At 68.3% G+C, this 26,232-nt stretch carries 25 protein-coding genes; 9 read left to right on the forward strand and 16 right to left on the reverse strand.

The window, feature by feature from the left end:
* Positions 1–2,035: 2,035 nt before the first annotated feature.
* On the reverse strand, positions 2,036–2,884 hold the full coding sequence (locus ABD810_RS15360; protein ID WP_344939524.1) for a PhzF family phenazine biosynthesis protein: 849 nt from the start codon (positions 2,882–2,884) through the stop codon (positions 2,036–2,038).
* Between the two features lie 165 nt (positions 2,885–3,049).
* Here ABD810_RS15360 and ABD810_RS15365 point away from each other — a divergent pair, with 165 nt between their 5' ends.
* Together ABD810_RS15365 and ABD810_RS15370 are read left to right on the forward strand one after the other, a co-directional pair.
* Positions 3,050–3,430, forward strand: a complete 381-nt coding sequence (locus tag ABD810_RS15365) for a cell division protein SepF (protein WP_344939526.1) — start codon at positions 3,050–3,052, stop codon at positions 3,428–3,430.
* A gap of 79 nt (positions 3,431–3,509) precedes the next feature.
* Entirely contained in the window at positions 3,510–4,709 is a 1,200-nt protein-coding gene (locus ABD810_RS15370) for a glycosyltransferase family 87 protein (protein WP_344939529.1), read from the forward strand.
* Here the strand turns inward: ABD810_RS15370 and ABD810_RS15375 are convergent.
* The 4 genes from ABD810_RS15375 to ABD810_RS15390 form a co-directional block, all read right to left on the reverse strand.
* Positions 4,660–5,991: a hypothetical protein gene (locus tag ABD810_RS15375; protein ID WP_344939531.1), complete on the reverse strand. Its 1,332-nt coding sequence runs from the start codon at positions 5,989–5,991 to the stop codon at positions 4,660–4,662. The genes ABD810_RS15370 and ABD810_RS15375 overlap by 50 nt on opposite strands.
* A 506-nt stretch (positions 5,992–6,497) precedes the next feature.
* The gene (gene argS, locus ABD810_RS15380) at positions 6,498–8,240 is read right to left on the reverse strand and encodes an arginine--tRNA ligase (protein WP_344939533.1); all 1,743 of its coding nucleotides are present in this window, start codon (positions 8,238–8,240) and stop codon (positions 6,498–6,500) included.
* Between the two features lie 141 nt (positions 8,241–8,381).
* Positions 8,382–9,401, reverse strand: coding sequence for a phosphate acyltransferase PlsX (plsX, locus tag ABD810_RS15385; RefSeq protein ID WP_344939535.1), 1,020 nt, complete (start codon positions 9,399–9,401; stop codon positions 8,382–8,384).
* 81 nt (positions 9,402–9,482) lie between these two features.
* Entirely contained in the window at positions 9,483–10,085 is a 603-nt protein-coding gene (locus ABD810_RS15390) for a DUF1707 SHOCT-like domain-containing protein (RefSeq protein WP_344939537.1), read from the reverse strand.
* 174 nt (positions 10,086–10,259) lie between these two features.
* On the opposite strand from ABD810_RS15390, the gene ABD810_RS15395 reads away from it, so the two are divergent.
* Positions 10,260–11,588 carry a KamA family radical SAM protein gene (locus tag ABD810_RS15395; protein WP_344939539.1) on the forward strand — a complete coding sequence of 443 codons (1,329 nt, stop codon included), beginning with the start codon at positions 10,260–10,262 and terminating at the stop codon, positions 11,586–11,588.
* A gap of 121 nt (positions 11,589–11,709) precedes the next feature.
* On the opposite strand, the gene ABD810_RS15400 is transcribed toward ABD810_RS15395, so the two are convergent.
* The 4 genes from ABD810_RS15400 to ABD810_RS15415 form a co-directional block, all read right to left on the reverse strand.
* Positions 11,710–11,871, reverse strand: a complete 162-nt coding sequence (locus ABD810_RS15400) for a hypothetical protein (protein ID WP_344939541.1) — start codon at positions 11,869–11,871, stop codon at positions 11,710–11,712.
* 187 nt (positions 11,872–12,058) lie between these two features.
* Positions 12,059–12,592, reverse strand: a complete 534-nt coding sequence (locus ABD810_RS15405) for a YbhB/YbcL family Raf kinase inhibitor-like protein (protein WP_344939544.1) — start codon at positions 12,590–12,592, stop codon at positions 12,059–12,061.
* A 114-nt stretch (positions 12,593–12,706) separates the two neighbouring features.
* On the reverse strand, positions 12,707–13,549 hold the full coding sequence (locus tag ABD810_RS15410) for an ABC transporter ATP-binding protein (RefSeq protein ID WP_344939546.1): 843 nt from the start codon (positions 13,547–13,549) through the stop codon (positions 12,707–12,709).
* On the reverse strand, positions 13,542–14,501 hold the full coding sequence (locus tag ABD810_RS15415; RefSeq protein WP_344939548.1) for an ABC transporter permease: 960 nt from the start codon (positions 14,499–14,501) through the stop codon (positions 13,542–13,544). The genes ABD810_RS15410 and ABD810_RS15415 overlap by 8 nt, the downstream gene beginning before the upstream one ends.
* 444 nt (positions 14,502–14,945) lie before the next feature.
* On the opposite strand from ABD810_RS15415, the gene ABD810_RS15420 reads away from it, so the two are divergent.
* From ABD810_RS15420 to ABD810_RS15440, 5 genes are all read left to right on the forward strand, one after another.
* Positions 14,946–16,586 carry a peptide ABC transporter substrate-binding protein gene (locus ABD810_RS15420; RefSeq protein WP_344939550.1) on the forward strand — a complete coding sequence of 547 codons (1,641 nt, stop codon included), beginning with the start codon at positions 14,946–14,948 and terminating at the stop codon, positions 16,584–16,586.
* Between the two features lie 113 nt (positions 16,587–16,699).
* Positions 16,700–17,641 (forward strand): ABC transporter permease, encoded by a 942-nt coding sequence (locus tag ABD810_RS15425; RefSeq protein ID WP_344939553.1) that lies wholly within the window; start codon positions 16,700–16,702, stop codon positions 17,639–17,641.
* On the forward strand, positions 17,634–18,554 hold the full coding sequence (locus ABD810_RS15430; RefSeq protein WP_344939555.1) for an ABC transporter permease: 921 nt from the start codon (positions 17,634–17,636) through the stop codon (positions 18,552–18,554). The genes ABD810_RS15425 and ABD810_RS15430 overlap by 8 nt, the downstream gene beginning before the upstream one ends.
* Before the next feature lie 18 nt (positions 18,555–18,572).
* Entirely contained in the window at positions 18,573–19,607 is a 1,035-nt protein-coding gene (locus ABD810_RS15435; RefSeq protein ID WP_344939557.1) for an ABC transporter ATP-binding protein, read from the forward strand.
* A complete protein-coding gene (locus tag ABD810_RS15440) occupies positions 19,591–20,601 on the forward strand; it encodes an ABC transporter ATP-binding protein (RefSeq protein WP_344939559.1) in 1,011 nt (336 codons plus the stop codon). The genes ABD810_RS15435 and ABD810_RS15440 overlap by 17 nt, the downstream gene beginning before the upstream one ends.
* Before the next feature lie 90 nt (positions 20,602–20,691).
* On the opposite strand, the gene ABD810_RS15445 is transcribed toward ABD810_RS15440, so the two are convergent.
* The 4 genes from ABD810_RS15445 to ABD810_RS15460 all read right to left on the reverse strand — a co-directional run bounded on the left by ABD810_RS15445 (position 20,692) and on the right by ABD810_RS15460 (position 23,857).
* Complete coding sequence (locus ABD810_RS15445) at positions 20,692–21,069, reverse strand: hypothetical protein (protein ID WP_344939561.1); 378 nt, start codon at positions 21,067–21,069, stop codon at positions 20,692–20,694.
* 165 nt (positions 21,070–21,234) lie between these two features.
* The gene (locus ABD810_RS15450; protein WP_344939563.1) at positions 21,235–22,413 is read right to left on the reverse strand and encodes a lipid-transfer protein; all 1,179 of its coding nucleotides are present in this window, start codon (positions 22,411–22,413) and stop codon (positions 21,235–21,237) included.
* A gap of 45 nt (positions 22,414–22,458) precedes the next feature.
* A complete protein-coding gene (locus tag ABD810_RS15455) occupies positions 22,459–22,872 on the reverse strand; it encodes a Zn-ribbon domain-containing OB-fold protein (protein WP_344939565.1) in 414 nt (137 codons plus the stop codon).
* Positions 22,873–23,008: 136 nt separating this feature from the next.
* Positions 23,009–23,857, reverse strand: a complete 849-nt coding sequence (locus tag ABD810_RS15460; RefSeq protein ID WP_344939567.1) for an SAM hydrolase/SAM-dependent halogenase family protein — start codon at positions 23,855–23,857, stop codon at positions 23,009–23,011.
* Between the two features lie 272 nt (positions 23,858–24,129).
* Here ABD810_RS15460 and ABD810_RS15465 point away from each other — a divergent pair, with 272 nt between their 5' ends.
* Positions 24,130–24,582 (forward strand): hypothetical protein, encoded by a 453-nt coding sequence (locus ABD810_RS15465; RefSeq protein ID WP_344939569.1) that lies wholly within the window; start codon positions 24,130–24,132, stop codon positions 24,580–24,582.
* Between the two features lie 85 nt (positions 24,583–24,667).
* Here ABD810_RS15465 and ABD810_RS15470 read toward each other — a convergent pair whose 3' ends face one another.
* The 3 genes from ABD810_RS15470 to ABD810_RS15480 form a co-directional block, all read right to left on the reverse strand.
* Complete coding sequence (locus tag ABD810_RS15470; RefSeq protein WP_344939571.1) at positions 24,668–25,216, reverse strand: hypothetical protein; 549 nt, start codon at positions 25,214–25,216, stop codon at positions 24,668–24,670.
* A gap of 544 nt (positions 25,217–25,760) precedes the next feature.
* Positions 25,761–26,051, reverse strand: a complete 291-nt coding sequence (locus ABD810_RS15475; RefSeq protein WP_344939573.1) for a hypothetical protein — start codon at positions 26,049–26,051, stop codon at positions 25,761–25,763.
* Entirely contained in the window at positions 26,048–26,206 is a 159-nt protein-coding gene (locus ABD810_RS15480) for a hypothetical protein (RefSeq protein ID WP_344939575.1), read from the reverse strand. Before ABD810_RS15480 ends, ABD810_RS15475 begins: the two co-directional genes overlap by 4 nt.
* Between the last annotated feature and the right edge of the window lie 26 nt (positions 26,207–26,232).

Consider the following 26,232-nt stretch of genomic DNA (forward strand, 5'->3'; position numbering starts at 1 on the left):
GGGGGTGCACCCAGGAAAGCCATCCACACACGTGGATGGCTTTCCTGCGTTCCAGACCCTTTTCCGCGTTCCCGGACCTCTTCTTCACCATCCAGGTCCCCCGCAGCCCTTCCCCCAGCACCTCGTCGTTGGCCGCGGCTTGCCACGGTTCGTCGTCATCCTTTGACACGGCCTCAATGGCTGGCGTCCAACCACCCCACCCGGGAGCCGGCGGGCTCCCGCCGGCAGTGGTGAGCAATCGATCAACAGGGGGTCCGGCGAGAATGGGCCCCGGCTCGCCCACCCACCCCAGGCTTCCCGCCGTACCACGGCGCCGGATTCGCTGCTCCGCTTCCCGTCGCGTCGGCGCCGCACCACACCACCCGGGCACCGGAGGTGATCCGCGCCCGCGGCCCGCCGACCAGAGCCTCAGCGAGCATGAACCCGTGGAATGGCTTGGTGAGAAACCCGTGGAATGGCCCCGGGAGAATGGGCCCCGACTCACCCACCCACCCCCGTTTCCCGCCGCAGCACACGATCCCGGGCACCGGAGGTGATCTGCGCCCTGGGTCCGTCGACCGAGCCTCAGCGGGCATGAACCGTGGAATGGTTCGGTGAGGAACCCATGGAATGGTTCGGCGAGAAGTGGCCCCGGCTCACCCGCCCACCCCGGGTTTCCCGCCGTAGCGCGGCGCCGGATTCGCCGCCCCGCTTCCCGCCGCATCGGCGCCGACTAAAGGCCCACCAGGCGCCGGTTGAGAAGTCCCACCGGGCGCCGGTTGAGAAGTCCCACCGGGCGCCGGTTGAGAAGTCCCACCGGGCGCCGGTTGAGAAGTCCCACCGGGCGCCGGTTGAGAAGTCCCACCGGGCGCTGTTTGGGAAGTCCCATCGGTGACGGGGCCGCCGGCGGCGAGCCTTTCGTGACTAGACACGATCGCGAGCACGGAACCTGAAGAGGGCCACAGAGCTGGGTGGCCACAGGGCTGGATTGAGGTGAGGTCTTGGTGGTGGAGTCGAGGGGACAGGCGCAGATCACCTTGGGTGCTCGGGTGTTGCGTTGCGGCGTCGACGCGACGGGAGGCGGCACGCGGTGAAGGTTGTGCCGATGCGCGGTGGGGACCGGGGGGTGGGTGGGCGAGTCGGGGCCCATTCTGGCCGTCCTTGGCCCTCGAGTCTTGCTGTCATCCCTACCAATGACCTCACGCCAATCCAGGCTTGTCCCTAACCCCGTCACCGCCCTAACCCCGTCACCGCCCTGACCCCGTCACCGCTTTGACTCCGCAAGACAACCGAACAGACGAGGGGACGGACAACAGTCAGAGCCCGCAGCTCAGCATGAACTCGTGGCGGCATGAACGTGGAATGGTCGGCGAGAATTGGCCCCGACTCACCCACCCACCCCCCGTTGCCGCCGTACAAGGACGCCGGACTCGCCGCCCCGCCTCCCGCCGCATCAGCGCCGGTTGAGAAGTTCCACCTGGCGCCGATTGAGAAGTCCCATCGGCGACGGGGCCGTCGGTGGCAACATCCGGTGCCCGGATCATGAATTGCGGCGCCGGCGCGGTGGGAAGCGGGGCGGTGAATCCGGCGCCGTTCTACGGCGGGCAACCTGGGGCGGGTGGGCGAGCCGGGGCCCATTCTCGCCAACCATTCCGGGGGCCCATGCTCGCCGAACCAATCCGCTTCTCGCCGAACCAATTCGCAGGTCCATGCTCGCCGATGGTCGACTCACGGTGGATGGGGGCGCCGATCGCCTCCGGTGCCCCGGTGGTGTGTTGCGGCGCCGGCGTGGCGGGAGACGGGGCGGTGAATCCGGCGCCGTGCTACGGCGGGAAGCCTGGGGTGGGTGGGCGAGCCGGGGTCATTCTGGCCGGCCGGCTTTCCCAGCGATTCTTGGCGTCCTCCCTCACCGACTGGCCCGTTCTCTCGCATGCTGGTGCCGACTTGCCCGTTCTCTCGCACGGCGGTGTGGGCGTGCCCGTCCTATCGCACAGCGGTGCCCCTCTCGCGCGGTGGCGCAGCGTTGCCTGTCCCGGAGGGTAGGCAGGGTGCTGGGTTAGATGATGTGGACGGTGCCGGACCAGACGGTGACGGCGTTTCCGCTGATTTCGGTGCGGTCGCCTCGGGCCGTCGTGTGCACGATGCCTCCGCGCTTGGACAGTTGCTCGCCTACAAGAGCGTCCCGGCCCAGTTTCGCCGTCCAGTAGGGCCCGAGCATGCAGTGGGCGGAGCCGGTCACCGGGTCCTCCGCGACGCCGGCGTTAGGCGCGAAGAACCGCGAGACATAGTCGACCCCACGGGAAGATCCGACCTCAGAGGAGGAGCCGAGCCCGCGGGAGGAGTCGAGTCCCGAGGGAGAGGTGGCTCGGGCGGTGACGCATACGGCGCGGGCCTCTAGGGCCGTCAGGGCGTCGATGTCGGGGGTCAGGTCGCGGACGGCCTGCTCGGACTCCAGCTCGGCCAGCAGGTCCATGCGGCCCATCCCGACCCACGTGGGGACCACTCCGAGCGCCTTGAGGAGCGCCGCCGGAGGGGAAATCTCGGTCGGCAGGTACGACGGGAAATCCATCGAAATACGGCCGTGATCAAGCTGTTTCGTCGTCAGTATTCCACTCTTTGTAGAAAACTCGATCGAGCCGGAGGCGGCGCCGATCGAATACAACACGTGTGCCGTCGCCAGGGTGGCGTGACCGCATAAAGCCACCTCGACCGCCGGAGTGAACCACCTCAGGGTGTACGGCAGACCCTCGCCCTGGCTCAGGACGTAGGCGGTTTCGGAGTGGCGCATCTCGCTGGCCAGCGCTTGCATCCACTCGTCCGATCTCGGAGAGTCCAGCAGGCAGACGCCCGCCGGGTTACCCTTGAAGGCCTGATCGGTGAACGAATCGACGGTGTAGATACGCATGCCGCCGATCCTATCCACCCCCAGATAACCGGTCGAAACCACAGCGAAAACAGTGCAAAATCAAAAGTACATGGGCGTGTCGCGCGGCCCCTGGCGACTCGTCCGTTACGGTCATTTATGTCGGGGCACGGCGAATGCAGCCGGTTCTCGCGGAAAGGACAGCCGATGGGGGCAGTGCGCAGGGTGGTGAGCTACCTTGGCCTGGGCGATGGGGATCAGTACGACGAGCCCTACGACCACGACGAGTACGAGGATGAGTGGATGCCCGCGTCGGAACGGGCCGCCAGGCGCTGGGGGTCGGGTGGGGATCCCGCACGGATCGTAATGATCCGCCCGCGGAAGTATTCCGACGCGCTTACCGTGGGGCAGCACTTCAGGGAGGGCCAGGCCGTCATCATGGACGTCGCGGGGATGTCCATGGCCGAGGCGACGCGAATGGTCGATTTCGCTGCCGGTCTGACGTATGGCTGCGAGGGGCGCATTGAGCGGATCGCCGACAAGGTCTTCCTGCTGGCCCCTGCCGACGTCGAGATCTCGACCACTTAGCCACCACGGCCCCGGCCCCGCCGGAGGCTCGGACGACAGCCGGGGCCACAGCCCGGACCACGGGTTCTCGACGTGGTTGATGGCCCAGGCGTCCCTGCCGGCGCGGATCGCCGCGGCCGTGGTGCTCACGCTTCCCGCTGCCGCGGTCATCCGCAAGGGCAGTGCGATGCAGGACAACGGATACGTCGTCAGGGCCGCCCGGGCCGTGCTGAGCGGCCGCTCTCCGTATGCCGACGAGCGCTTCCTCTACCTTCCCAGCAGCGCGGTGGCCGCGCTCGCCGAGGCGTGGATGGACGACCACACGATCCGGCTGATTCTCCCCTTCGTCCTGGCGGCGCTGACGCTGTCGGCCTGGGGAGCGGCTCTCGCTCTCTGCGGGGTACGGCTGGGCAGCCGCCTGGGACTGTTCGGGATGGTGGGGATCGCCTGGCTCTTCGGCTACCGCAGCGTGCTCGCTGTGGGGAACTGGAGTGTGATCGCGGTCGTCGCGCTACCGGTCGTCCTGCTGCTGTGCGCACGGGACCGGTGGAGGGCCGCCGCGGTGGTCGCCGGGGTGTCCATCGCCCTCAAGCCCATGCTGGTGCCGCTCGCGCTGCTCTTCCTGTTCGCGAGGCAGCGCCGGGCGCTCGTCACGTTCGTCGCGGTGCCGATGGTCCTCGTGCTCCTGTCGCTGCCTCTGGTCGCGGAGCCGGGGCGGTTCCTGTTCGACACGTTGCCGTTCCTGCTCCACGGGCAGGACGAGTACGCGAAGCCGTACGACGCGTCGCTGGCGTCGATTCTCCCCAGGCTCGGGGTGGGGGAGGAGGTCACGGTCGCGGTCAGGGGCACGGTGGCGGCCACGGGCGTGATGCTCGCGTGGGCGCGCTGGCGCCTTCCGAGCACGCCTACGGTCCTGGACGAGCCGCTCAGGCTCGTCGAGACCGCGTGCATGATCATGCTGACGGTCTTCCTGGTCTTCACCCCGGCGTTCGGGCACTACTCGCTGGTGATCCTGCTCCCGCTCGCCGCCACCGCGGCCGACCGCCGGTCGGTGGTGCGCTCCCCGTGGTTCTGGATCGCCCTGGCACCGCAGTTCCCCGGAGTGGAGGTACCGGGCCTCACCACCTCACAGACGCGCGCGTTCACCCTCTTCTGGATGTACGTCGTGCTGGCCCTGCTCTTCGCCGCCCGCACCCTCGACGCCCGGCGCGGCGACCAGGACCGGCCGGGGGCGGCGTTCGAGCGAATGGTCACGGCCGCTGTTCGGCGACCGCGGGGCCTCGGCGGAGCAGGCGGGTGAGTGCCGCGAGGCTCTCGGCGGCGGTCTCCGACCGCTGGGCGGCCTCTCGGGCGTAGTCGTGCAGGACCCACACCGCCGAGTCCGCCTCCTCGCGTAGCCGGGTGATGTCCGCCTCGACGCGGCGCGCCTCCGCCTGCTCACGGGCGTTGAGGCGCCACAGAAGGTAGCCCACGATGCCGCCGAGGACCAGTGCGGCGATGGCGAACAGCTCCGAGATGGTGAAGGCCAGCACCAGCGCCACGATGGGCAGCAGCGCCGGCCCGTACGCGAGCCAGCGCCCGGCGCCGCGCGGCGCCCCCTCGGCCCTGATGCGTGCCTCCGCGGCCGCGAGCGAGTCCGCGTCGGGACCTTCCGGCCGCAGGGTGATGTCGTGCCCGAGGATCGGCACGGTGATCTCGGCAGGCGGCGCGACCTGGGTCGCCTGGGCGAGCTCCTCGGCGGCCGATCGTACGACGGGGGCGGCGACGTGGAAGGCGATGGCGGAGAGGTGCGGATCGGACCCCGCCTGCACGTCGTCAAGAAGGTGGCCGGTCAGGGAGCCCAGCGGGCCGGGCTCTTCCGATCCGATGAGCGACCGCAGCACGGTCAGCGGCTCGGCGTCCGGCCACGGGCCAGGGGTCTCTGATCGGGGAATCGGCGACGGGCGGGTGGAGGTGATCTCCGTGCACCGTTCGAGCAGGCGGGACAGCTGGGCCGCCGCCTGGACGGGCTGAACCAGCTCCGGCACCTCGGCCAGTGCCGGCAGAGTGGTGAGGGCCGGGGACGCCGGAGGAGACGGCTCGCCCGGCACGAGGGCGCGCAGCCAGCGATCGGGCTCGGCCGTGGAGGGTACGGCCGCGGCGTCGAGCTTGCGAAGGACGAAGATCTTGCCCGCCGGTCCGTACGCGCCCCGGGCCGCGGCGGTCCAGAGGGCACGCTGGCCGGGTGTCACCGGCCGTTCGGTCGACAGGTCGCCGAACGCGGTGCCGAGCCATGAGGCGTGGACCCGGTCCCCGTGCCCGCTGACGGCGAGCGACAGGCAGAGGAACAGGGCGGTGTCGACCTCGCCGAGCTGGGCCGCGCGGGCGAGCGGCTCGAGGGCGTCCTCTCCCGAAAGGATCAGCAGGAGTGCCTCGGTGGCCGGGGCGAGCCAGTGTCCGGGCACGTCGAGGGTGTTCGGGGGCGGCTGCGGCACCGTGCCGTCGGCCGCGAGGTGGGTGAACAGCGCCTCGGCGTACCGCCGGAGCTCCGAGAAGTCCCCGTCATGGCCCACATCGCTCCCGGCCCGCGCCGGCAGGTCCACGTCGTGGGACTCAGAGTGGGCCCGCAGGTCCGCGTCGGGGTCTGTGGGTTCCGTGGAGTGCGCCGGTGGTTCTCCGCTGTGGTGCGTAGGGGCCGGCAGGTCTGCGTCGAGGTCTGTGGGTTCCGTGGAGGGGGCCGGTGGTTCTCCGTTGTGACGTTGTGGCTTCGTAGAGTCCGCGGCCCCGGGAAGGCCGGGGTCCGCGGTCAGATCCATGCTCAAGGCGGGCAACTCCCCGAAGGCGTGAGGAAGGCCCCCGGAGGCGAGGGTTCGGCGGGCACTTCCATGACCGCGCCAAGGTTAGTTCTTTGGGTACGGCCGTGTACGACGGCACGCCGACGCAGGGCGGGAACCTTGGCCCGGTCGGACCAACCTTGGCCTGGCAGGGTGGATCCGGCCGAACCAGGCATGATCACATTCGTCGGGTACGGGCGCGCGGAGGGCCCCGGCCGAACAGGCATGATCACGACGGTGGCCTGGCCGGGTGGGACCGGCCGGGCCAGGCGTGGTCACATGCGGTCGGGTACGGGGACGCCGAGGAGGTTGAGCCCGGTCTGCAGCACGCGCAGGGTCAGCGCGCACAGGGCCAGGCGTGAGGCCCGGGTCTCGGGGTCGACGTCGTCCCTCAGCACCGGGCACTTCTCGTAGAAGGTGGTGAACGTGCTCGCGGTCTCGAACAGGTAGGAGCAGACGCGGTGCGGTTCCGCGGTGGCCCCGGCGTGCTCGACCACCGTGCCGAAGCCCAGCAGTTGCAGCGCCAGGTCACGCTCGGCCGCCTCGCCCAGGATGATCGGCCCGGAGACCTCGGAGGGGTCGACGCCTCCCTTGCGGAAGATCGAGCGGATCCTGGCCGTGGCGTACTGCATGTAGGGGCCGGTGTTGCCGGTGAACGCCAGCATGCGGTCGAAGTCGAAGATGTACTCGCTGTCGTGGCTGACCGACAGGTCGGCGTACTTCACGGCGCCGATGCCGACCGTGCGGGCGATCTCGCGGCGGGTGACCTCGTCGTAGCCCCGCTCGGCGATGGCGGCCGAGGCGCGGTCGATGGCCTCGTCGAGAAGGTCGCTCAGCTTGACGGACTCGCCGCTGCGGGTGCGGAACCGGCGGCCGTCGGCGCCCAGCATCATGCCGATCTGGATGTGCTCGGCGGACACGTGGTCGGCCAGCCAGCCCGCCTGCCGCGCGGCAGCGAAGATCATCTGGAAGTGCAGCGCCTGATCGGCCCCCACGACGTACATGATGCGGTCGACCTTCAGGTCGCGCACGCGGTAGCGGATGGCGGCCAGGTCGGTGGTGGCGTAGCCGTACCCGCCGTCGCTCTTCCTGATGATCAGAGGCAGGGGCCTGTCGTCGCTGCCCTTGAAGCCGGGCGGGAAGACGCAGAGCGCGCCCTCGCTCATCACCGCGACCCCGGAGGCCTCCAGGTCGGCGCAGGTCTCCGCCAGCATCCGGTTGTACATGCTCTCGCCGGCGATGTCGTCGTCGGTGAGCGTGACGCCCAGCGTGGAGTAGATCTTGTTGAAGTAGCGGACGGTGGCGTCCATGAACAGGTGCCAGAGCCGCATCGTCTCCGGGTCCTCGGCCTGGAGGGTCGCCACACGCCGGCGCGAGCGCTCCTTGAACTCCGGTTCGGAGTCGAACTTGCGCCGCGCCTCCTGGTAGTACTCGCTGCCCTCTCCGGCCTCCAGCCGGGCCAGGGCGGCGCCCTCGCCGATGTCGAGCAGGTGCTCGATGAGCATGCCGAACGGCGTGCCCCAGTCGCCCAGGTGGTTCTGCCGGACCGCGCGGTTGCCGAGGTAGTCGAGGATGCGCACCAGGGAGTCGCCGACGATGGTGGTGCGCAGGTGCCCGACGTGCATCTCCTTGGCGGCGTTGGGCGCGGAGTAGTCGACGACGACGGTCTGCGGGGGCGTGGTCGTCCCGACGCCGCTGCGCGGGTCTTCGAGCGTCTGCAGGGCCTGGGCGGCGATCCAGCCATCCTGCAGGGTGATGTTGAGGAAGCCGGGGCCGCTGATCTCCACGCCGGCGAAGACGTCGCCGGTGTCGCCGGCCTCCAGTGCGTCGGCGATGGCCTGGGCGACCTCCCGCGGGGCTCGTCGCAGCCGCTTGGCCAGGCTCAGTGCGACGTTCGCCTGGAAGTCGGCGAACTGAGAGGGCCGGATCAGCGGGTCGGCGCCTGCGTACTCCGAACCGAAAGCGGTGCCCAGCGCCTGCTGGACCCGCTCGGTGAGCACGAGCTGCGGGTCGGTCATGCTCCAAGGATATCTGTGATCATCAGCACCCAGCGTGGATTATCCGGCCCATCGGCGCACGCGGCCCCATGGCACGATGTGCCCGTTTGCGACATCGGTCCAGGATCAAGCGCCCGAAGGTTCCCATGAGCCGTCGGTGCGTCAGCGGCGGCGGTGGGGTTTGTGAGCACCGGCGATGCGCTCGCCGATGTGGCTGACGGTGCCCTTGCGGGCCAGCGTGGAGGCGAGGACGCATGCCGCCGCGATCCCCTTGGCCGTGGACGACCCGTGGGCGATGACCACGGTGCCGTTCAGGCCGAGCAGCACCGCGCCGCCGTACGCCTCCGGGTCGAGCCGCTTGCGCAGATCGCGTAGCCGGTTCCGCTGGAGCATGGCGCCCAGCCGCGCCGCCCGGCCCGCCGCCAGCGTCTCGCGGAGCTCGGTGAAGGCGTAGCGGACGGCGCCCTCCATGGTCTTGAGCGCCACGTTGCCGGTGAAGCCGTCGGTGACGATGACGTCGACGACGCCGTTGAGCAGATCATGGCCCTCGACGTTGCCCGTGAAGTTCAGCTCGGGTACCGCGGCGAACAGCTCGTGGGCGCGTTTGGTGAGTTTGTTGCCCTTCTCGGCCTCTCCGCCGATGGTGAGCAATCCCACACGTGGCCGCTCGATGGCGAGGGCCGTCTCGGCGTACGCCACGCCAAGGTGGGCGAACTGCACGAGGATCTCCGGCTTGACGTCGGCGGTCGCGCCCGCGTCCAGCAGCACGGTGGGATGGGGCCGGGTCGGCAGCAGGACGGCGATCGCCGGCCGGAGCACGCCCTGCTGGGCCCGCAGCCTGAGTTTGGCGGTCGCCACCACCCCGGCCGTGGAACCGGCGGACACGACCGCCGAGGCGTCGCCCCGGCGTACGAGATGGCAGGCCACGGCGATGCTGGAACGCGGGCGGCGCAGGCTCGCGAGCGCGCCCTCGTCCATGGAGATGGTCTCCTCCGCGCGCACGATGGGGATCTCTCCCGTCGCGTCGTGCTCGGCGAGAGCTTCCGCGACGGTTCGCGGGGCGCCGACGAGGACGACGGCCACGCCGTGCTCCCGCACGGCCTGTACGGCTCCCGCCACGATCTCCCCAGGGGCGTTGTCGCCACCCATGGCGTCAAGGGCTATCGGCGGAATGCCGTCCAAGCGGTCACCTCGTAGGGAATGTATGTGTGTCCCGCATCGTAGGTGGCCGGGTGGACTGCTGTGTGCGTGGGCCGGTACCGGTCAGTGCGCGCGCCAGGGCCAGTGCCAGTCGGCGGCTCCGCGGGAGACCACGACCTTGCCGAACCTGGCCTGGCCGGTGACGCGGATCAGGGGCCCGTTGGGATCCCCGCCTTGGTCGCCGCCGGAGACGTGGCGCTTGGAGAACAGCGCGCTGCCCTCGTCGATCACCCTGGCGTTGTCCGGGACGCGCACGATGAGCTTGCCGCAGAACGAGTTGAGCTCCAGGGTGACCTCACGGCCGGGGAGCACGGCGTCGGACAGGTCGACGATCAGGGCCCCGAAGGACGCGCGAAGGACGGTGTGCCGCCCGGCCACCCATCGCCCGCCCCGGATGACCTTGCTGAACAACGCCGTGACCTCCTGCTGCTCGGCGCTGAACGCGGAGGCGGAGGGCCGGGTGGTGCCGGGCAGGTCGCGGGTCAGGGGGATCAGGTCGCCGACGGTCACGGCCGTGTAGGCCGCCTCCAGCCGGTCGGCGTGTTCGACGCTGGTGAGCCGACCGGTGGCGAGGGCCTCGCCGAGAACGGCGGCGACGTGGTCGCGGTCGGCGTCGGAGGCCCGCTGGGCGGTGTCACCCGACTCGAAAGGCGTAAGGGAGCTCACATCGGTCAGCGTAGCCGAACTTAAGATATGTCGCGATATCCGGAAGACTTTACCGAGGCTTTTCAGTCGTACGGAACCGACCCAACGCACTGGCGCGTCCGTTTAGGAAGGCAGTAGACGCATGACAGGTGCGTCAGGTTTACCGGAGTGCCCACAAGAGAGGAAAAATCTCGAGTGACCCTTACACAGACCGGTACGCGAGGGTTCAGGGCCTATACGGCCAAGCATCTGGACGATCTACTCAAACGGGCCGGGTTCGACTCCGACACGCGGCTGCGCATCCGAGCGGTGGCGTCGGTACTGCCCTTCCGCACCAACGCGTACGTCGTCGACGAGCTGATCGACTGGTCGGACATTCCCGATGACCCGATATACCGGTTGGTGTTCCCCCAGGAGGACATGCTGCCCGAGGCCGATGTGTCGCGGATCGCCGGACTGCTCCGCGCCGAGGCGTCCTCCCGTGAGATCCAGGCCGCGGCGAACGCGGTCCGGGCCAGGCTCAACCCGCATCCGGCGGGCCAGATGGAGCTCAACATTCCCCGGGCCGGGAGCGAACCGATGCCCGGCATGCAGCACAAGTACCCCGAGACCGTGCTGTTCTTCCCCAAGCAGGGGCAGACCTGCCATGCCTACTGCACCTACTGCTTCCGATGGGCGCAGTTCGTCGGCGAGCCGGACCTGAAGATGGCGTCCGACGACGTCGAAGGCCTGGTCCGCTACCTGCGCGAGCATCCCCAGGTCACGAGCCTGCTGTTCACCGGCGGCGATCCCATGATCATGAGTGGCCCGGTGCTCCGGCGGTACGTGGAGCCGCTGCTCGAGCTGGAGCAACTGGAGTCGATCCGCATCGGCACCAAGTCGCTCGCGTACTGGCCGGGGCGCTTCGTGACCGACCCGGACGCGGCGGAGACGCTGCGCCTGTTCTCCGCCGTGGTCGAGTCGGGGAAGAACCTCGCCTTCATGGCCCACTTCTCCCACCCGCGCGAGATGGACTCGCAGGTCGTCCAGACCGCCGTACGGGCGATCAGGGACACCGGCGCGGTCATCCGCACCCAGGCGCCGCTGATCCGCTCGATCAACGACCACCCGGACACGTGGGTGGAGATGTGGCGGGTCCAGCACGCGCTCGGCATGGTGCCGTACTACATGTTCGTCGAGCGGGACACCGGGCCGCAGGACTACTTCGCGGTGCCGCTGGCGCGGGCGTACGAGATCTTCCGCGACGCCTACGCGCGGGTCTCGGGGCTCTGCCGCACGGTGCGGGGCCCTTCGATGTCCTCGACGCCGGGGAAGGTGTGCGTCGACGGCGTGACCGAGGTGGCGGGCCGGCGGGTGTTCGTGCTGCACCTCATCCAGGCGCGGGACCCCAGCCTGGTCGGCCGGCCGTTCTTCGCCCACTACGACCCGGACGCGGTCTGGATCAGCGATCTGAAACCGGCCTTCGCCGACCGTTTCCCGTTCGATCCGGCGATCGTGGGCCAGGGCGATCTCGTGGCCGGCTGACGGCGGTTGGAACGAGACCGGCCGGCGCCCCAGGCGGGGCGCCGGCCGGTCCGGTGTTCGAATGATGTGCGAAGAGATGGGCGAATATCGGGTCGGCGATGAACTCGGTGCCCGGTGGTCGTCAGGCGCCCGGACTACGCACGTAGGTGCGGCGGGCGATCTGTGCCTGCAGGCGGGCCATCTGCCAGTGCAGCTCGATGAGCTGCTCGGCGAGCAGGCCACGTGGAATGTCCGACGGGTCTTCGGCGGACAGGTGATCGATCGCGTTCGCCAGCTCTCGCACCCCGCACCCCCACTCCATCACGGTTTCCCTCAGATCGAATCTTCGTTCGAATCATAGTGGAATCCCGTATGGAGTGTCAGCAGATTCGCCCCGCGTGTTCGGACTTCTGTACGGTCTAGCCCGCCGAGCGCCGTCATGAACTTCCGCCACCGCACTCACCCGCGCACCGCCCGTCCGGGGGCGGATCTCAGGTGCTGTAGACCGGGGCGATGTAGCCGCGGGCGAGCGTGTTGGCGGTGATGTTGAAGCCCACGACGGCCGACGGCGTTTCGCTGTCGAGGCCGAGCTTCTCGACCCCCAGCGCGTGAACGGCGAACAGGTAGCGGTGGGGGTGGCCGGGGGGCGGCGCCGCCCCGCCGTACTCGCGCGTGCCGTAGTCGGTGCGCCCGAGGACCGCGCCCTCGGGGAGCCCCTTCTTCTCGCCCGCGCCGGCGCCGGTCGGAAGCTCGGTCACGTCGGTGGGGATGTCGAACAGGATCCAGTGCCAGAAGCCGCTGCCGGTGGGCGCGTCCGGGTCGAAGCAGGTCACGGCGTAGCTCTTGGTGCCGTCGGGCGCTCCGGACCAGCGCAGGTGGGGCGAGATATTGCGTCCCTGCATGCCCCAGTCGTCGAACACGTGGTCGTCGGACATCCGCTCGCCGTCTGCGACGTCGTCGCTCTCGACGGTCAGCGAGGGGACCTCGGGCAGGAAATCATAGGGAATCGGCGGCTGCTGGGCCACGGTGGACCTCCGATGGAAGGACGGGTTCGGTCGTCCCCATCTTGCCCCGTGCGCCCGTGCTCAGACGATCGGGTGGAGGTGCGCGCCAGGCCGCGGCGCGCACCGCCCGGATGATCAGGAGTTGTAGGCGGCGAGCACCGTGGCGGGGTCGCCGTCCATCTTGATCTGGCCCTTGTGGAGCCAGATGACCCGGTTGCAGGTCTCCTCGATGACGTCGAGGTTGTGGGCGACCAGGAAGACCGTGCCGGCCTCCTTGCGCATCTGGTGGATGCGCTCCTGGCTCTTGCGCTTGAAGTCGCGGTCGCCGGTGGCCAGTGCCTCGTCGATGAGCAGCACGTTGTGGGCCTTGGCCGAGGCGATGGCGAAGCGCAGCCGGGCGCCCATGCCGGAGGAGTAGGTCGACATCGGGAACTGCACGAACTCGCCGATGCCGGAGAACTCGACGATCTCCTCGTATCGCTCCCTGACCTGGGTAGGGCTCATGCCCATGGCGTAGCAGCCCAGCACGATGTTGCGCTCGCCCGTCAGCTCCTTCATCAGCGCGGCATTGACGCCGAGCAGCGACGGCTGGCCGTCGGTGTAGACGGATCCCTTGTGCGGGGGCAGCAGGCCGGCGATGGCCCGCAGCAGGGTGGACTTCCCGGAGCCGTTGCGCCCGATGATGCCGATGGCGTCGCCGTGGCGGGCGATGAAGGAGACGCCCTTGACGGCGTGCACCTCCTTCATCTGCGGCCGGCCCTGGCGCTTGATGATGCGCATGAGGGCGTTGGCGGCGTTGCCCTTCTGGGCGGCGCTGGCCGCGCCGTACACGCGGTAGACGATGTGGAGGTCGTCGACGATCACCGTCGGCGCGGCGGTCTCGGGCGCGCCGGCAGCCGCCGCGCCGGATGCCTCCGGTTCGGGCGCCTGCTCGTTGGGGTGGGCCATCTGGGACAGCTCCTTGGTCAGCTCAGCCACGGCCGTACCTCTCCTCGGCCCGCCAGAAGTACCAGAAGCCGGCGACCAGCGCGACCGCGGCCCAGAAGCAAGCGTATAGCCACAGCTGAGGGAGGCTGCTGTGGGGGAAGTGGTGCTTGTCGAGGTCGGCCGCGTAGCTCTTCAGGAGCAGGTGGCGCATCAGGTCGATGAAGACCGAGGGCGGGTTGAACTCCAGGAGGAAGCGCGCCCAGTCGGGGGCGTCCTTCATGCGAGCCGGGATGCTGAAGAAGACGCCGGAGGTGTAGAGCCAGGTGCGCAGGATGAACGGCAGCAACTGGTTCATGTCGCGGACGAACGCCCCGACACGGGCCAGGAGCAGGCTGATCCCGATATTGAAGATCGTTTGCAGGAGCAGCGCGAACGGGATGAGCAGCCACAGCCAGGTGAGCGGCTCACCGGTGACCAGCACGATGACGAACAGGACGCCCATCGAGATGGCGAGCTGCTGGAACTCCTGGATGACGTACGCCAGCGGGAGCGCGGCCCGGGGGAAGTGAAGGGCCCGGATCAGCGACAGGTTCCCGGAGATCGACTTGGCGCCGCCGGTCACCGATCGCTGGGTGTAGGAGTAGACGAACACGCCCGTGATGAGAAAGGCCGTGTAGTTCGTCAGGTCCTTCTTCTGCCCCATGATCAGACCGAACATGAGGTAGTAGACCGCGGCGTTCAGGAGCGGCGTCAGCACCTGCCATAGCTGGCCCAGCGCCGAGTCCGAGTACCTGGAGACGTTACGCGAGGTGGCGTACGTGAGGACGAAGTGTCGCCTGTCCCACAGTTGGCGCATGTAAACCGGCAGACTGGGACGCGCGATGGCGCGTCGCAACCCGTGGCGCTCGGCGAGCGCGGACAGCGATTCCTTCCCATCGGGGGAGGAGCCGCCCGCCCGGTCGCCCGCCCGGGAGTCCGCGACAGCGGATTCCGGCTGACTCATGGCATGGACTCTATTGGATACCGGTGAATGGGATGCCTGCCGCATCGCTTGATCATCGTTCTTCCTGAGAGCAAAGCGGCCGGTCAAGCCCGTCTCAAAGTGTCATCGCAGGTCGGCAGCGGAGTGGGCGGTCGGGTCACGGCCGTCTCATGATGCGATCAGTCCCGAGGCATGTGTACCTTGGTGACGCGTTTGTGCCTTAACAGGGCATTATTGACAGCCTAGTTGGTATGCGTGTGACGTCCGAGAGAGACACGTGTGACCGAACTGCAATGCGCCAGAGACTCGCTGGTGAGACGTAGTGAGGGATGCTCACGGTCGACTGGCAGGGCGTCGGCTGACTTGACCGTGTCCGCGAATTCCAGGGTCGGATCCCCTGGGAGGCGCGCACGACATGAGCTGGCTCAGTGTGAACGCCCACCTTAGAGGGAGGATTAATCCACGATGCGTGTGACCAAGGGCGTACAGATCGTCGCCGGGACCGCGCTGCTCGCGCTGGCGGTTGCGGCGTGCGGTGGCAGCGGCGACACGGCCGGCTCAGGCTCCACCGCTGCCGGGAACGCCGGGGCGGTCAGGGTTGAGATCGCTGAACCGCAGCACGACCTCATTCCGGGCAACACCACCGAGACCAGTGGCGCCGAGGTGCTGAACGCACTCTTCGTCGGTCTCGTCGACTACGACGCGGACAAGAAACCCTTCAACCGCGTTGCCGAGTCCATTGAGTCGCCCGATTCCACGACGTGGACGATCAAGCTCAAGGATGGCTACAAGTGGCACAACGGTGAGCCCGTTGTCGCCCAGAACTTCATCGACTCCTGGAACTTCACGGCCAATGGCGCCAACGCCCAGGAGGGCAACTACTTCTTCGGCAGCATCGTCGGATACGACGCGCTGAACCCCGGCGAGGGCAAGACGCCGACGGCGACCACTCTCGAGGGACTCAAGGTCGTCGACGACAAGACCTTCACGGTCGAGCTCAAGAACCCGTTCTCCGGCTTCCCGACGATGCTGGGCTACACGGCGTTCTACCCGTTGCCGAAGGCCGCCTTCGAGTCCGAGGGCAAGCTGAAGGCCGACTTCGGTGGCAACCCGATCGGCAACGGCCCCTTCAAGATCTCCAAGCCGTGGAAGCGCGGCACGGACCAGACCATCTCCACGGTCCGCAACGAGGAGTTCAAGGAGGGCAAGGCCAAGATCGACGCGGTCGACTTCAAGATCTACACGGACCTGAACACCGCGTTCAACGACCTGCGCGCCGGCAACCTGGACATCATGGACCAGCTGCCCGCCGAGGCCATCTCGACGGCCAAGTCCGAGTTCGGTGACCGCTACATCGAGCAGCCGTCCTCCGGTATCGGCTACATCGGGTTCCCGATCAAGAGCGGTGCCGACTACGCCAAGAACGCGGACGTCCGCAAGGCGATCTCCATGGCGATCGACCGCAAGACGATCACCGAGACGGTCTTCTCCGGCACCCGCGTGCCGGCCGACGACTTCATCAGCCCGGTCGTCTCCGGTTACCGCCAGGGCGCCTGTGGCGAGGCGTGCACCTACGACCCCGCCAAGGCCAAGGCGCTGTTCGAGCAGGCCGGTGGCCCGAAGATGGGCGCCATCGAGATCGGCTACAACGGTGACGGCGGCCACAAGGAGTGGATCGAGGCCGTCGCCAACAACCTGCGCACCAACCTCGGTGCCGAGGTGACCCCCAAGCCGGTCGAGAAGTTCGCCACCATCCTGGACGACCTGGGCGCCAAGAAGTGGCCGGGCTCGTTCCGCATGGCCTGGATCATGGACTACCCGTCCCCCGAGAACTACCTCCGCCCGATCTTCGGATCCGGCGGCAGCTCGAACTACTCGGGCTACAAGAGCAAGGACTTCGACGACCTGCTCACCCAGGGTGACGCGGCCAAGTCGATCGAAGAGGGCGTCAAGTTCTACCAGCAGGCCGACGATCTTCTGATCAAGGAACTGCCGTACGTCCCGGTGTACTTCTACCAGACGAACGGCGCCTACTCGCAGCATGTCAAGAACGTCAAGATTGACCCGTTCGAGCGGATCGACCTGTTCAACGTAGAGAAGGCCTGACGTCAACCACTCCGGGTGGTTCGATACATTCGAACCCCCCGGGGTGGGTGACCACCCATGAGGGCAGCCCTGTGGTTGCGGCGGGCTGCCCTTTGTAATGATCGGGAGACTGAATGGGCCGCTACGTCCTAAGGCGCCTGCTCCAGGCGATCCCTGTGTTGCTGGGCACCACCTTTCTCATCTTCGCCATCGTCTACGCCCTCCCAGGCGACCCTCTCCAGGCGCTGGCCGGTGAGAAGCGTGTCGACCCGGTGTTCGCGGCGGCGATGAGAGAGCAGTTCCACCTCAACGAACCGCTGATCGTGCGGTACGGCTACTACCTTCGTGACATCGTGTCCGGCAACTTCGGCACCACGTTCCGAGGGCTTCCCGTTTCCACCATCTTCGAGGGCAAGTTCCAGGTCACCTTCAAGCTGACCATGATGGCGCTTCTCTTCGAGGCCGTCATCGGCGTGGGCCTCGGCTTCTTCGCCGCGCTCCGCCGCGGCAAGTCGGCGGACAAGGCCATCCTCGCGTTCACGCTGCTGCTCGTGTCGGTCCCGACACTGGTCAGCGGCTTCGTCCTGCAGTTGGTGCTGGGCGTCAAGCTCAAGCAGATCACCGGACTCGACATCTTCCCGGTCGCCGGCGTACAAGACGGGGTGCGCAGCTATCTGCTGCCGGGCTTCGTCCTCGCCACGGTCTCGATCGCTTACATGACCCGCCTCACGCGGACGAGCCTGATGGAGACGCTCCGCGCGGACTATGTGCGCACGGCCGTCGCCAAGGGCATGCCGAGACGGCGCGTCCTCGGACGGCACGCGTTACGGAACTCGCTGATCCCCATGGTGACCTATCTGGGCACGGACCTGGGCACCTTCATGGGGGGCGCGGTCATCACCGAGACCATCTTCAACCTGCCCGGTATCGGCCAGCAGCTCTTCCAGTCGGTGTACCTGCGGGAGAACCCCGTCGTGGTCGGTATCGTGACGGTTCTGGTGTTGGTCTACATCGTCGCCAACCTCGTCGTCGACCTGCTGTACGCCGTCCTCGACCCCAGGATCCGCTATGAGTAACGACACCCTTCCGGCCCCGGCTCCCGAGCAGCCGGCGAAGCCGGCCAAGGAAAGGCCGCCCGCCAGCCTGTGGTCCGACGCGTGGTACGACCTGCGGCGCAACCCGGTCTTCATCATCGGCGGGGTCATGATCTCGCTGCTGATCGCCATCTCGGCGTTCCCGGGGCTGTTCGACACCGTGGGCGTGGACCCCTCGACCTGCTCGCTGGCCCAGGCCCGGAAGGGCATTACCCCCGATCGCTGGTTCGCCTCCGACAACCTGGGCTGTGACGTGTACAGCCGGGTCATCCACGGCGCACGTGTCTCGATCGTCGTGGGCTTCGTCAGCGCCCTGGTCACCGGTTTCGTGGGCGGCGTCCTCGGCCTGCTCGCCGGGTTCTACGGACGCTGGGTCGACGTGATCCTCTCGCGGGTCGCGGAGATCTTCTTCGCGATCCCCTCGATCCTCGGCGCGCTGCTCATCCTCGCGGTGATCGGGCGCGACAACGCCGGTATCGGCAGCGTCGTCATGGCCCTGTCCCTGCTGGCCTGGCCGCTGATCCTGCGCATCATGAGGGCCGCGGTGATCACGACCAAGCACCAGGACTACGTGATGGCCGCCCGAGCGCTCGGCGCCGGCCCCTGGCGGATCATGCTCAAGCACATCCTCCCCAACGCGATCGCGCCGGTGATCGTGGTCTCCACGATCAACCTCGGCGCCTTCATCGCCTCGGAGGCGGCCCTGTCCTTCCTGGGCGTCGGCATCCAGTCGCCGCAGATCTCCTGGGGTCTGATGATCGCGGACGCGCGCAACCGCTTCCTGGAGGCGCCGCTGCCGCTGCTGTTCCCCGCGCTGTTCCTGAGCCTCACCATCCTCAGCGTCGTCATGCTGGGTGACGCGGTTCGTGACGCGCTTGACCCGAAGCTGCGGTAGGAGAGGGCACCGATGGTGATGAACCCGTCAATCGACACGCACCCGCTGTCGGACGAAGTCGGGCACGAGCCCCTTCTCGCGGTGGACAACCTGCACGTGGAGTTCGTGACCCGGCAGGGCCTCGTCAGGGCCGTGAACGGCGTCAGCTACACGGTGCACGCCGGCGAGTCCCTGGCGGTCCTGGGTGAGTCCGGCTCGGGCAAGTCGGTGACCGCACAGGCGATCATGGGCATTCTCGACATGCCGCCCGCCCGGATCCCCAAGGGCCAGATCCGCTTCCGCGGCACCGACATGCTCAAGCTCTCGGACCACGAGCGCGGCAACATCCGCGGGCAGCGGATCGCGATGATCTTCCAGGACGCGTTGTCCGCGCTGAACCCGGTGTTCACCGTGGGCTGGCAGATCAGCGAGATGTTCCGCGTGCACCGCGGCATGCCCAAGCGCGAGGCCGTCAAGAAGGCCATCGAGCTCATGGACAAGGTGCGCATCCCGGCGGCCAAGCAGCGCGTGAACGACTACCCGCACCAGTTCTCCGGCGGCATGCGCCAGCGCATCATGATCGCGATGGCGATCGCGCTGGACCCCGAGGTCCTGATCGCCGACGAGCCGACCACCGCGCTCGACGTGACCGTACAGGCGCAGATCATGGACCTCCTCGCCGAACTGCAGCGAGAGAGCAACATGGGGCTGATCCTGATCACCCACGACCTCGGCGTGGTGGCCGACGTGGCCGACAAGATCGCCGTCATGTACGCCGGGCGGATCGTGGAGAACGCGCCGGTCCACGACGTCTACCGCAATCCCGCGCACCCCTACTCCAAGGGTCTGCTGGAATCGATCCCCCGGGTCGACCAGAAGGGCCAGGAGCTCTACGCCATCAAGGGATTGCCGCCCAACCTGCTCAACATGCCTTCGGGCTGTGCCTTCCACCCCCGCTGCCCGTACCGTCGGGACAACTGCGTGACCGATGTACCTCCGCTGTACGAGATCAGCGGGACACGCGGGAGCGCCTGCCACTACTACCAGGAGGTCCTTGATGGCACCCTCGGGTGAGCGGATTCTCGAGGTTCGTGACCTGGTCAAGCACTTCCCGCTGAGCCAGGGCATCGTCCTGAAGCGCCAGATCGGCGCGATCAAGGCGGTGGACGGGGTCTCCTTCGACCTGCACCGTGGCGAGACGCTCGGCGTCGTGGGCGAGTCGGGCTGTGGTAAGTCCACGCTCGCCAAGCTCCTGATGGCGCTCGAACGACCCACCTCGGGGGAGGTGAAGATCAAGGGCGTCGACATGGCCAAGGCGCGCGGCGCCGAGCTCAAGCACATGCGCCGCAACATCCAGATGGTCATGCAGGACCCGTACACCTCGCTGAACCCCCGCATGACGGTCGGCGACATCGTCGGCGAGCCGTACGAGATCCACTCCGACGTGGCGCCCAAGGGCGACCGCCGCAGGAAGGTGCAGGAACTGCTGGAGGTGGTCGGCCTCAACCCCGAGCACATCAACCGCTACCCGCACCAGTTCTCCGGTGGCCAGCGGCAGCGCATCGGCATCGCCCGTGGCCTGGCGCTGCAGCCCGAGGTCATCATCTGCGACGAGCCCGTCTCCGCGCTCGACGTGTCGATCCAGGCCCAGGTGATGAACCTGCTGGAGCGGCTGCAGGAGGAGTTCGACCTCGCGTACATCTTCATCGCCCACGACCTGTCGGTGGTCCGGCACATCTCCGACCGTGTCGCGGTGATGTACCTGGGCAAGATCGTGGAGCTGGGCAAGGACGAGGCGATCTACGAGCGGCCGACCCACCCCTACACGCAGGCTCTGCTGTCCGCGGTGCCCGTGCCGGACCCCGAGGGCCGCGAGAACCGCGAGCGGATCATCTTGCAGGGCGACCCGCCCTCCCCGGCCGACCCGCCATCGGGCTGCCGGTTCCGTACGCGGTGCTGGAAGGCGCAGGACATCTGCGCCGAGCAGGAGCCGCTGCTGGAGATCCGCGTGGGCGGGCACCGGAGCGCCTGCCACTTCGCGGAGGAGCACGACGTCATCCACGCCTGAACCGGGGCCTGGAGCCGACGCAAGTAAGGCGGCGCTTCCTCAGAACGCGTCATGGAAGCGCCGCCGTACTCTGCTACCCGGCAGGCGGGGTTAGAGGATGTCGATCCCTCCGATCCCGACCCCGACGAGGCCGCCGATGCCCTGTCCGATGTGGTGTCCGTAGGCGACGTTACCCGAGTTGTTCCACTCGTCGCCCCAGCCGCCGCCACGGGGGTGGAAGCGCCTGGCGGAGGTCCGGATGGTGGTTCCGTAACCGGTCGAGTAGCTCGAGTAGGTGGGGCAGCCGGAGGCGACCACGGTGGTCGGACAGCTCGTGACGACCGGGCAGCTCTGGACCACGGTGGGGCAGTCCACGACCACCGGGCAGCTCGCGACGACCGTGGGGCAGCAGTACGACGAGGCCTTGGCCGCGCCCGCTGGCTTGGCGGCTTCGGCGGACGCCATGCTCGCGGGCACGGCGACTGCCATAGCGGCAAACGCCGTCATGACCAGAATTCGGCGAAACATGTAGTTTTCCCCCTGTGAACGCGGTCGCGGCAGAGTGAGCCGTGACTTCTCGTGTGATGATCGTCACTCTGTGTGACTGGTCAAGACAATACCCAATGGCGGAACGCGATTATGGGCTGCCCTTGGTCAACGTGTGGCAATGATCGCGGAGCCGTGACCAAACAGTCCTTGGTTGACGGCAAGTCCGACCAAGGCCCCCTCGACCTGGCGGTCCCCGGCCGTTCCCCTCAGCTGCCAGATCAGTTCGCACACCTGGGCGATGGCCTGGGCCGGGATCGCCTCGCCGAACGACGCCAGCCCGCCGGAGGGGTTGACCGGGATCCGGCCGCCGAGCGAGGTCTCGCCGGCGCGGACGAGCTTCTCGGCCTCGCCGGGCGCGCACAGCCCGATGTCTTCGTACCAGTCGAGCTCCAGCGCCGTGGAGAGGTCGTACACCTCGGCCAGGGAGAGGTCACCGGGTTCGACTCCGGCCTCCTCGTAGGCGGCGTGGGCGATGGACGAGCGGAAGGGCCGTTCCGGTGGAGCGGTGCCGGCCGAGGAGTCGGTGGCGAAGTTCGGCATCTCCAGCACGGTGTTGGGGAAGGCCGGGGTCACGGTGGACACGGCAGCGATCCGGACGCCGGAGAGCCCGCGGCGACGGGCGAAGGACTCCGAGACGAGCACCAGCGCGGCGCCGCCGTCCGAGGTCGCGCAGATGTCCATGAGGCGCAACGGGTCGGCGACCATCGGCGAGTTCAGGACCTCCTGCGCCGACACGGTCTTGCGATAGCGCGCGTTGGGGTTGAGGGAGCCGGCCCGGGCGTTCTTCACCTTTACTGCCGCGAAGTCCTCGATCGTGGAACCGTAGAGTGCCATCCGTCGGCGCGCGTACAGGGCGAAGTAGGCGGGATTGGTGGCGCCGAGCAGGCGGAATCTCAGCCAGTCAGGATCGTCGGGGCGATCACCGCCTACCGGCTTGAAGAAGCCCTTCGGTGTGGAGTCCGCTCCGATCACCAGGGCGACGTCGCACAGGCCGGCGAGGATCCGCGTACGGGCGATCTCCAGCGCGTGCGCGCCCGAGGCGCAGGCGGCGTAGCAGGACGCGATGCGCGCGCCCGTCCAGCCGAGGGCCTGGGCGAACGCCGATCCCGAGACGAAGCCGGGGTAGCCGTTCCTGATGGTGTCGGCGCCGACCAGGAACTGCACGTCGGTCCAGTGCAGGCCCGCGTCACGCAGCGCCTCGCGGGCGGCGGCGACGCCGTACTCGACGAAGGGCCTGCCCCACTTGCCCCACGGGTGCATCCCCGCGCCGGCCACGAGCGTCATGGCGCGACCGTCCCGGTCGCGCGGCCACGGCGGGCCGGGGAGCGGTCACTCATCGGGGCGCCCCCACATCCACACGATCGGGCCGTCGGCCAGCGGGCCGCTGGTCAGCTCCAGTTCCATCCCGACGCTCAGGTCGTCCACGGTGAGCCCTGCGGTGACCTGGCCGAGCACCACGAGCCCCTCGTCGGCCAGCTCCACGGCCGCGAGGGTCACCGGCGTGTACGGCTCGGCGGCCACGTAGGGCGCGGGTGGCGGGTAGCAGGCGTTGGTGTAGGACCAGACCCTGCCCTTGCGCGAGAGCCGTACGGGGGCGGGGGAGCCGCCCTCGCAGCGCGGGTTGCCGCAGAACCCGGCCCGGGGTGGAAAGGCGACGGTGCCGCAGCCGGCGCAGCGAGTGCCGAGCAGGTGCGTGACACCGTCCTCGATGGTGAACCAGCCGTCGATCGCGAGCGGAGCCATGAGCTCAATATGACACAAGCGCTTGCTCAAATACGAGGGGGCCCGCGGGGCGTCGTTCCGCCCGCGGGCCTCTCCTCACCCGTGCTCGGAGGACCGTCTCGCGTTGGAGCCGCGGTCGCCGCCCGCGGCGTCCGTGTCACGCCATGCCCACCCGCGCCAGCCGCACATGGGCGCCCGGTGGCAGGCCGAGGCGCTGGGACGCGTCCCCGGAGTTGACCGCGAACGCGACCAGCGCGGCCGAGTCGGTGAACGCGACAAGGTTCCCCGGCGGCACGGCGGCGTAGGTGTCGCGGAACGGCACCGTGATCTGCCGTCGCCCCATGGAGACCGCCAGGGTGTCCCCGACGTGGATGCCGAGCGTGGCAAGGTCGTCGGCGGTCACGGAGAGTTGCACGTTCCCGTAGCGGTCGACCGACAGCACCTCGCCCTCGGCCGCCCCCTCCGCCAGCCGCGCGGTGGGCGCGGGAAGCGAGAGCAGGCGCTCCAGCGGGATCTCCGGACCGAGATCTGCTGGTTTGCGCCCCGCGCACAGGTGCGCCGCGACCGGCGCGTAGACGTCACGCCCGTGGAACGTCGGTGACACCGGAGTGCGGAACAGGTCGGCGTTGGTGATCTCGTAGGCGACCCGCGCGCCCCCCGCGGCCAGTAAGGCCCAGGAGAGCAGGCCGTTGTCCGGGCCGATGAACACCCGGTTCCCGGCCTCGACGGCCACGGAGCGCCGGGCGCTCGCGGCGGCCGGGTCGACGGCGGCGATGTGCACACCGGCCGGTAGATATGGCAGGGTCTGGGCGAGTATCGCGGCGCCGCGCCTGATGTCCCCGGCAGGAACAAGATGACAGACGTCGATGATCCGTGCCTCGGGGGCGATACTGATGATCACCCCGTGGCACGTCGCCACGAACCCATCTTCCAAACCGTAGTCAGTGAGAAGCGTGATGACTGAGGTCACACCTGGTGACTGTACGTCGTAGGAACGCGGTCTCATAGGGGCGCATCCGGAGACATCGGCAACCGTGTCGATCTGCCCTTTAGGCCTGTTCGATCAAACAGGGATACATCAGGATTCATGCGCGGCAGTATCACGCCAAGAATCAGCTGGCACGCCGCTCGACTTCTGGGCGGGTGTCCCGGCGGGGTCAACGGGCGCGGCCGGCCGGAGACGCTGCGCCTGGTCGACGCTTCCCTCCTGGTGGCTGGCGAACCCCGGGCCGGGAAGTCGGCTGCGGTGACGGCATCATCGGCGCGGCTGCCCTCGCGGTGACCTCGAAGATCCACCTGTGGGACGGCAAGGGCGCCGGGGACCACCGGCCGTGGCGGAAGATCGCCCACACCGCGCAGAAGCGTAACGCGCCCGGGCTGCTCCCCCACCTGAAGCGGATGCAGGCGCAGATGGAACACGTCTTCGACCTGCTCGATGAGGGGGGCGGGTCGACGAAGCTCACACCGGAGCTATGCCGCCGCTTCGGGGTGGACGTGGAGCCGACCGTGGTGGATGAGACCCACTACTACGTGACCTCGCCGCAGGGTGAGGAGATTGTCGAAGTGATGGTTGACATCGCCTCGCGCGGCCCGGCGGCCAGGATCCTCCTCGTGCTGGGTTGGTTGGCTCTCTTGGGAAGGCGCAACCAACTCGGCGTGCCGGCGGTGCATTCGCAGGCGCCGGGTTCTCCGCGTGCCACCGCTGCCAGGACACCATGCCCGGGCCAGTAGCGGCGCACAGCTTCGTCCCTGGGCACGGCGGGGGGCGCGTCGAGTGCTTCGGCGATGGCCCAAACGCGAACTTAGGGGTGTCTTCTCAGAGAACCTGAGTGACCTTGGCCTTCAGTACCGTGCTAGAGGATGACGTGGAGATCATTTCCTCGGACTCATAGTGCACCTGATCGCCGTCGACCGTGAATGAACTGATCTTGGGATCTTCGCCGCCAGTTACCCTGTACGAGACGGTGAAGCTCTTATCTGAGGCGAATTCCGGACCGTTGTAGGTGGGGTCGATCCGGAAAGTGACGTTGCATCCGGCACTGCCGAAGCACTCCTGCTTGATGGTCTTGATTTTGATGCTGAAGTCGCTTGGCTTCGGTGTGTAATCCGCCGCAGGCTCCGCGCTCGTCTCTTCGGCAGCAGGCTCGGTCCCGGCAGCAGGCGCGTTGGCCGTGGTCGGGCTGGGCTTACCAGCGGATCCGGCCAAGCCGATACCGACACCGCCGACGCAGCCCACCGCAAGCCCGCCCACCATGGCAAGAGCGACAATTAAGCCGCTAAAACCCTTCTTCAGCGGCCGCTGCAGCTGTTGGAAATGAGGGAGCTGCTGAGGGTGAGGTCCGCCTGGGCCTTGCTGGTACGCCATCGTCGACTCCGGTGGGTGATTGACTGTGTCGTCTCCGTGGACGGATGACGCGCCCTGACGGGTTACTACAGCATCGAGGTAGAGACCAGATCGTGACCAGGTAACCGAGACGGAGGACTGGCCTACTTCGCCGTGTGGCAGGAGCCGGTGCCCCCCGAGGTCACCCAGGCGGCGCAGGTCAGTAAGTTCAGGACTTTCGGGACGCTCCTACGCGCGCCCGGGCGGGAGGAACGTCGTGGTCGCATCTCGCTCGATCGACGATTGCTCGGGCCTGGCGGTCGCTGAGCCAGTCCTGGACCCGGCTCCGGAGCCGCTTGGGGAGGCAGCCCGGGAATCGGCCCGGTTGCAGGAGCCAGGCGATCCCTACGACAACCCAGACGGTGACGAACAGGGTCACCTGCGCCGTGGTCAGTGACATGCGATCTCCTCATGGTCGGCTGCCCGGCCGGGCGCTCTGCCTCATCAGGATTTGAGGTGAGCGGTGCCCCGGCCGGACATCTGGTGACCGGCCCGGGACGCAGCGACCCGGGCCGGTCGGCGGGGATCACCCGCCAGCTCGAGGGGTTGGGTCTGCAACGCGTACGGCGCCCGGCGCCGGCTCGCCGGTCGCGTACCCGCGATGGTGGGCGATCTCGTCCTGCACAGCGAGCTCCATCGCCAGGGCTACCAGGTTCCAGCGGGCGATGCTCGGCACCAGGCCGGCCGCGCGTTGCCCCCGGGTCAATGGACGGCGCCGCGTGGCCCACCACTGAGGGCCGGGCACAACGACATGCCGGATCTGCCACGCCGGGTAGTCCTGGCTCAGTGCGGCGATCCGCTCGTCAGGACTGCTCACGACGGCCCCGCGCACAGATCGGCGATGCTCTCCTCGATGGCGATCGCCTTGCACACCGCGAGGAGGTCACTGCCGAGGACGACCCGCATGGCTCCCGCGTCTCTGGCTGGAACGCCGAAACGCTCCTCCCGGATCGCGAGCAGGCCACCTCGCAAGCGCTGCGTCGTCCAGGCGGGTCATC

The sequence above is a fragment of the Sphaerisporangium flaviroseum genome, from assembly GCF_039537005.1.
Classification (GTDB): domain Bacteria; phylum Actinomycetota; class Actinomycetes; order Streptosporangiales; family Streptosporangiaceae; genus Sphaerisporangium; species Sphaerisporangium flaviroseum.